Genomic DNA, 5,706 nt, shown 5'->3' on the forward strand with positions numbered 1-5,706 from the left:
CGCCTGGCCGGGCCGGACCGGCACCTCGACCCACCCCGGCACTCCCGTGCGCTCGGCCTCGCCCGGGAGGCGGTCGGGGTCCGCGCCCGGCTGGAGCTTCACGAGGACGTGGTCGGGTGCGGGCGGCGCCTCCAGCGGATCGCCGGAGACCGTGTCCAGCGGCTCCCTCGCGCTCCTGGCCGTGTCGGTCGGCACGGCCAGCGCCAGGGCCAGCCCACACGCCAGCCACGCGCCCAGCCTGCGGCGCGATCCGTGCTCCCGTCCATGGTCCATGCCGGCCCCCGCCGTCGATCTCCCCGGGGGGATTCACTCGGCGGGCCGGCTGATCACCTTGAGTAATACAACGAGGTCAGCGGGGCTCGCCGGGGCTGGGCGCCGGTCTGGGTTCGCCCGGGTCCGGGACCGGGGTCGGCTCACCGGGGTCGGGAACGGGCGTGGGATCGGTCATGGCGGGTCTCCCGGGAGGCTCACTGCAGCGGCAGGCTCCTGCCCACAAGCGACTGCTTCATCGTCGCCAGCTGGTCGGCGATCTGGCTGATCACCCTGCTCGCCGGGGCGTCGGGCTCGGCGACGACCAGCGGCACGCCGGTGTCGCCGCCCTCCAGCAGCCGCGGATCGATGGGGACCGACCCCAGCAGCCGGGTGTCCAGCTCGGACGCGAGCAGCTGTCCGCCGCCCTGGCCGAAGATGCGGTACTCGTGGCCGGTGTCGGGTGCGACGAACACCGACATGTTCTCGATGACCCCGGCGACGCGCATGCCGGTCTGGGCGGTGGACTGCCCCGCCCGCAGCGCCACCCGCTGGGCGGCCACCTGCGGCGTCGTCACGACGAGCATGTCGGCGCCCGGCAGCATCTGGGCCAGCGAGATCGTGATGTCGCCCGTGCCGGGCGGCAGGTCGCACAGCAGGAAGTCCAGCTCGCCCCACTGCACGTCGGACAGGAACTGCTCCAGCGCCTTGTGCAGCATCGGCCCGCGCCAGATCACCGGTCGCTCGGCATCGAGGAAGAAGCCGATGGATATGACCTTGCAGCCGTGGGCCTCCACGGGAAGGACCTGGTTCCCGGCGACCTGCGCCTGCCCCCTGGCGCCCATCATCAGCGGGATCGAGTAGCCCCAGATGTCCGCGTCCAGGATCCCGACCCGGTGGCCCTGTCGCGCGAGCGCGACGGCCAGGTTGGTCGTGACCGACGACTTGCCGACGCCTCCCTTGCCCGAGGCGACCGCGATGACCTTGGTGTCCGAGTCCGCCCTGGCGAACGGGTTGGCGGCCATGTCCGAGCCTTTGCGATCTCGACGTGTGTGCATGCCACGCTAACGCGCGGGCGGCGGCCGTGGCGGTGCCGGCCCGCCGCAACCGCGGGTTTGCCCGTCACCGGACGGGGGCACGGGGCTGGGACGGACGCGGACGGCACGGTGGTGGTGCTGGGCACCGGCATCATGGGCGGACCGATGGCCCGCAACCTTCTGGGTGCCGGACTGCCCCGTGGTCGGCCACCCTGTTCCGGCGGACGGGCTCGAAGAGGTGGCGATGCTCCGGCTCGTACCGCACCGCTACGTCGCGCGCATCGATGCGGCGGATGCCTTCGTGGTGGTCACACCCGAGTACAACCACGGCTACCCGGCCTCGCTCGAGCAGGCCATCGACGTCGCGGACCGCCAGTGGAACGCCAAGCCGGTGGGCTTCGGGGCGTACGGGGGGATGGCCGGGGATGCGAGCCGTCGAGCAGCTCCGCCAGGTGTTCGCAGAGCTGCACGCGGTCACGGTGCGCGGCACGGCCGGCTTCCATGGCGTCCGCGGGAGCGGCGAAGGGACGTCGGCGGCGCCTCCCTGCACCTTTGGCGAGAGATCTGTCGCGAGAGTTCAACCTCGACAGGCGCAGGCGTTCACACACCGCGGGCTTGTCTTCTCCGCCGGCGTGACTAGGGTCTCATTCGGTCGCCGTTGGAGCAGGGAGCGTGATGACGACGGGCACGCGACCGGTCAGCAACTGGTTCGGCAACATCACGTCGTCGCCGGCGGTAGTCGTCGAACCAGGCAGCGTCGACGAGATCGTCAGGGTCATGCGGGATCCCGACACCTATCCGGCTCCGGTCCGCGCTGTCGGTTCCAACCACTCCACGACGCCCTGCGGCGTGGCCGAGGGCGGCACGGTCGTCTCGATGCGCGGTCTCGACCGCGTGCTGGACATCGGCGCCGACTCCGTGACCGCCGAAGCCGGGGCGCTGTACATCGACGTCTCCCGCCGTTTGCGCGCGCACGGGCTGCAGTTCTACGTCAACGTCGAGATCGGCAACCTCACGATCGGCAGCGCCGCCTGCGGCCAGACCAAGGACGCCTCTTTCCCGGGCGAGTACGGCCAAGTCTGCTCCTACGCCTGCGAGATCAAGCTCGTCACGGCCTCCGGGGAGCGGATGACGATCACCGAGGACCAGCCCGAGCTCCTCCGAGCCGTGCGGTCGAGTCACGGCCTGCTCGGCATCGTCTACGAGGCGACGTTCAAGGTCCGACCGATTGAGCCGATGGTCGTGCACCACGCCACCTACGACCTGAACGTCTTCGAGCGTCGGCTGCCAGCCCTGCTTGGCCGAGGTGAGGCGCTCATGCTCTACATCGACCCTTACCTCGACGCGGTCACGGTCGAGTTCCGCCGCTACGAGGCCGCCAGCCGTCCCGGGCGCGCCAGCTCGTGGCAGTGGAGGCTCCGCAACCTCATGTGGAGCACGATCGCCCCCTTCACCGCCTCCTGGATCACGCGTCGGGTCACGAGTACGAGGCTTCGCCACGTCCTGCTCGAGGCACTCCAGCGGCTCATCAACGTCATGTCGGTCCGCGTGCTGCGCGGGAGGCACACGATCGCCAGCGACCAGATGATCAGGTACCCGGAGAAGGCCACCAGCAGCGGCTACACGTTCAGCATCTGGGCCTTTCCCGAGGACCGCTACGCCCGGACCCTGCGCGACTACTACGACTTCGCTCGCACATATCTCCGCGCCAGCGCCTACCGGCCGGACCTCACCCACGTGGGCTATCGCATCAGCCAGGACACCAGCTCGACCTTCTCCTACACACACTCCGGCCCGGTCATGACCATCGACCCCGTCTCGACGGGCGGGGAGGGCTGGGAGGACTTTCTGCCCGCCTACAACGATTTCTGCAGCCGCCATGGTGGCATTCCCCTGCTCAACCAGACCCCGGCGCTCACACGGTCGCAGGTCCACAAAGCGTTCGGGGATCGCATCGACTCCTTCGAGCGGGTGCGTGCCGATCTCGATCCAAACGATCGGCTGCTGAACGACTACTTCGAGGCGCTGCTGTCCGGGAGGGGAGCGAACAGTGATGAATGAGTCATGGTTGTCCTTGACGTTCAGGCGGGTGGCGACCGTGCTCGACCGACGATTCGGCTGGGATCGGCTGCCGCTGCCGCTCGGGCTGCTGACCCTGGCAGGCATCCGGGAGAACCTGCGCCGCGACAACCTGCACGACCCCTCGTCGGCGACCCCCTCGCCCGACGAGGGGTCGTCGGTGAGCGGCCGCGCGCTCACGTCGCGCACCGCCGACGGGACCTGCAACGACCTCGGCCAGGTGACGATGGGCAGCGCAGGCACCCGCTTCGGCCGCAACGTTCCCCTGCCGGCGACCTTTCCCGAGGCCGAGGATGCGCTGCTGGAGCCCAACCCCCGGACGGTCAGTCGTGAGCTGCTGACGCGCGAGACGTTTGTACCCGCCACGACGCTCAACCTGCTGGCGTGCGCGTGGCTGCAGTTCGAGATTCGCGACTGGTTCAGTCACGGGCCACCCCGCCAGGACGACCCATGGCGCCTGGAGTTGTCCGAGGACGATCCCTGGCCGGAGCGACCCATGCGCATCGCCAAGACGGACGTGGATGCCACACAGACCGAGACCAGGCCCCCGACCTTCACCAACGTCGAGAGCCACTGGTGGGACGCCTCGCAGCTCTACGGGAGCAACGAGGACTTCCAGCGCATGGTGCGCTCGGGGATCGACGGCAAGCTGAGGTTGGACGACGACGGCCTGCTGCCGTTCGACCCTGCCGCCATGGAGGAGCTCCCCGGCGGCATCGACGGCTGGTGGTTCGGCCTCGGCCTGTTGCATGTCCTGTTCATGCGCGAGCACAACGCCGTCTGTGACCGCCTGAAGGCCGAGTACCCCTCCTGGTCCGACGACGACCTGTTCGACCGCGCCCGCCTGGTCGTCGCGGCGCTGATCGCCAAGATCCACACCGTCGAGTGGACCACCGCCATCCTGGGGCACCCGACGATGCAGGTCGCGATGCGGGCGAACTGGTGGGGCGTGGCCACGGAGCGGATCTCCAGGCTGGTGGGACGGCTGGGCGACGGCGAGATCCTCAGCGGCATCCCCGGCTCGCCGACCGACCACCACGGGGCTCCCTACTCGATCACCGAGGAGTTCGTCGCCGTCTACCGGATGCACCCGCTGCTTCCCGACGAGTTCAGCTTCCGCTCGGCAGCCGACGACACGGTGCTCGAGCGGGGCACGATGGCCTTCCCGGACCTGGCCGGGCGGCATGCCTACGGGGAGTTGAGGCGGATCCCCCTCACCGACGCGCTGTACTCCTTCGGCACCTCTCACCCCGGGGCGATCACGCTGCACAACTACCCGAGGTCACTGCAACGGCTGGAGAAGCTGGACGGGACGCTCATCGACTTGGCCGCGATCGACATCCTGCGGACACGGGAGCGCGGCGTGCCTCGCTACAACGCCTTCCGGAGGTTGTTGGGGCTGCCGGCGGCCGAGTCCTTCGAGGCGCTGACCGACAACCCCGTCTGGGCCGAACAGCTCAGGCGTGTCTACGGGGGCGACATCGAGCGCGTGGACCTGATGGTCGGCATGTACGCCGAGCCTCCTCCGGCCGGCTTCGGTTTCAGCGACACGGCCTTTCGCATCTTCATCCTTATGGCCTCGCGCCGGCTGAAGAGCGACCGGTTCTTCACGACCGACTACACGCCGCGCGTCTACACCCAGGCCGGGCTGGACTGGGTCCGCGACAACGACATGGGCACGGTCCTGCTGCGCCACTGCCCGGGCCTGGCACCGTCGCTGCGCGGCGTCCGCAACGCCTTCGCGCCCTGGGAGAGAGCGACACGGTCGGTCGAGGACACCGCCGGCGCGGCGTCGCGGTGACAGGCCCGCCGGTGAGGACCGGCTACCCCATCATCTACCTGCGTGGCTACGCGATGAACCAGGCCGGCGTCGAGACCACGGTCGACGACCCTTTCTACGGCTTCAACACCGGCTCGACGCATGTGCGGGTCGGCAAGGAGGGCAAGCCTGAGTTCTTCGCCTTCGAGAGCCCCGTCCTGCGGCTGATGGGTGACCACGGCTACGTCGACGCCTACGGCGCGGGCCTGCAGGCCACCGACCCGCGCCGCAGGCCCCAGGTCCGACCCCCCGGCCCGAGAAGCATCTGGATCTACCGCTACTACGATCCGAGCTCGCACACGTTCCCAGGGTCCCCCCGCCGGCGGTTGGAGATCGAGGACGCCGCCGACGCCCTGCGCGAGTTCATCAGCCAGGTCAAGGCGGTGACGAGCCTTGACGAGCCGACCGAGCGCGTTGTGCTCGTCGGCCACTCGACCGGCGGCCTGATCATCCGCTCCCTGTTGCAGCGGTCCTATCCACTCGCCGGAGAGGACCCCGCCGAGCACGTCGACAAGGTCTTCA

At 69.6% G+C, this 5,706-nt stretch carries 5 protein-coding genes and 1 pseudogene; 4 read left to right on the forward strand and 2 right to left on the reverse strand.

Annotation, left to right across the window (positions count from 1 at the left end):
* Together M3N57_10420 and M3N57_10425 are read right to left on the reverse strand one after the other, a co-directional pair.
* On the reverse strand, positions 1 to 273 hold a 273-nt coding region (locus M3N57_10420), incomplete at its 3' end, for a hypothetical protein (GenBank protein MDP9023082.1).
* Positions 274 to 467: 194 nt separating this feature from the next.
* Complete coding sequence (locus M3N57_10425; protein MDP9023083.1) at positions 468 to 1,274, reverse strand: Mrp/NBP35 family ATP-binding protein; 807 nt, start codon at positions 1,272 to 1,274, stop codon at positions 468 to 470.
* Between the two features lie 289 nt (positions 1,275 to 1,563).
* Here M3N57_10425 and M3N57_10430 point away from each other — a divergent pair.
* The 4 genes and pseudogenes from M3N57_10430 to M3N57_10445 all read left to right on the forward strand — a co-directional run.
* Positions 1,564 to 1,789 (forward strand): annotated as a pseudogene (locus M3N57_10430) (NAD(P)H-dependent oxidoreductase).
* A gap of 274 nt (positions 1,790 to 2,063) precedes the next feature.
* The gene (locus M3N57_10435; GenBank protein MDP9023084.1) at positions 2,064 to 3,347 is read left to right on the forward strand and encodes an FAD-binding protein; all 1,284 of its coding nucleotides are present in this window, start codon (positions 2,064 to 2,066) and stop codon (positions 3,345 to 3,347) included.
* On the forward strand, positions 3,340 to 5,166 hold the full coding sequence (locus M3N57_10440) for a heme peroxidase (GenBank protein ID MDP9023085.1): 1,827 nt from the start codon (positions 3,340 to 3,342) through the stop codon (positions 5,164 to 5,166). The genes M3N57_10435 and M3N57_10440 overlap by 8 nt, the downstream gene beginning before the upstream one ends.
* A gap of 11 nt (positions 5,167 to 5,177) precedes the next feature.
* Positions 5,178 to 5,706, forward strand: a 529-nt coding sequence (locus M3N57_10445) for a lysophospholipase (protein MDP9023086.1), incomplete at its 3' end; no start/stop codon positions are given.

The organism is Actinomycetota bacterium (assembly GCA_030776725.1).
GTDB lineage: Bacteria > Actinomycetota > Nitriliruptoria > Nitriliruptorales > JAHWKO01 > JAHWKW01.

Coding starts and splice junctions, on each gene's coding strand:
- M3N57_10425 (MDP9023083.1), bottom strand. CDS start 1,274: ATGGCCGCCAACCCGTTCGCCAGGGCGGACTCGGACACCAAGGTCATC.
- M3N57_10435 (MDP9023084.1), top strand. CDS start 2,064: ATGCGGGATCCCGACACCTATCCGGCTCCGGTCCGCGCTGTCGGTTCC.
- M3N57_10440 (MDP9023085.1), top strand. CDS start 3,340: ATGAATGAGTCATGGTTGTCCTTGACGTTCAGGCGGGTGGCGACCGTG.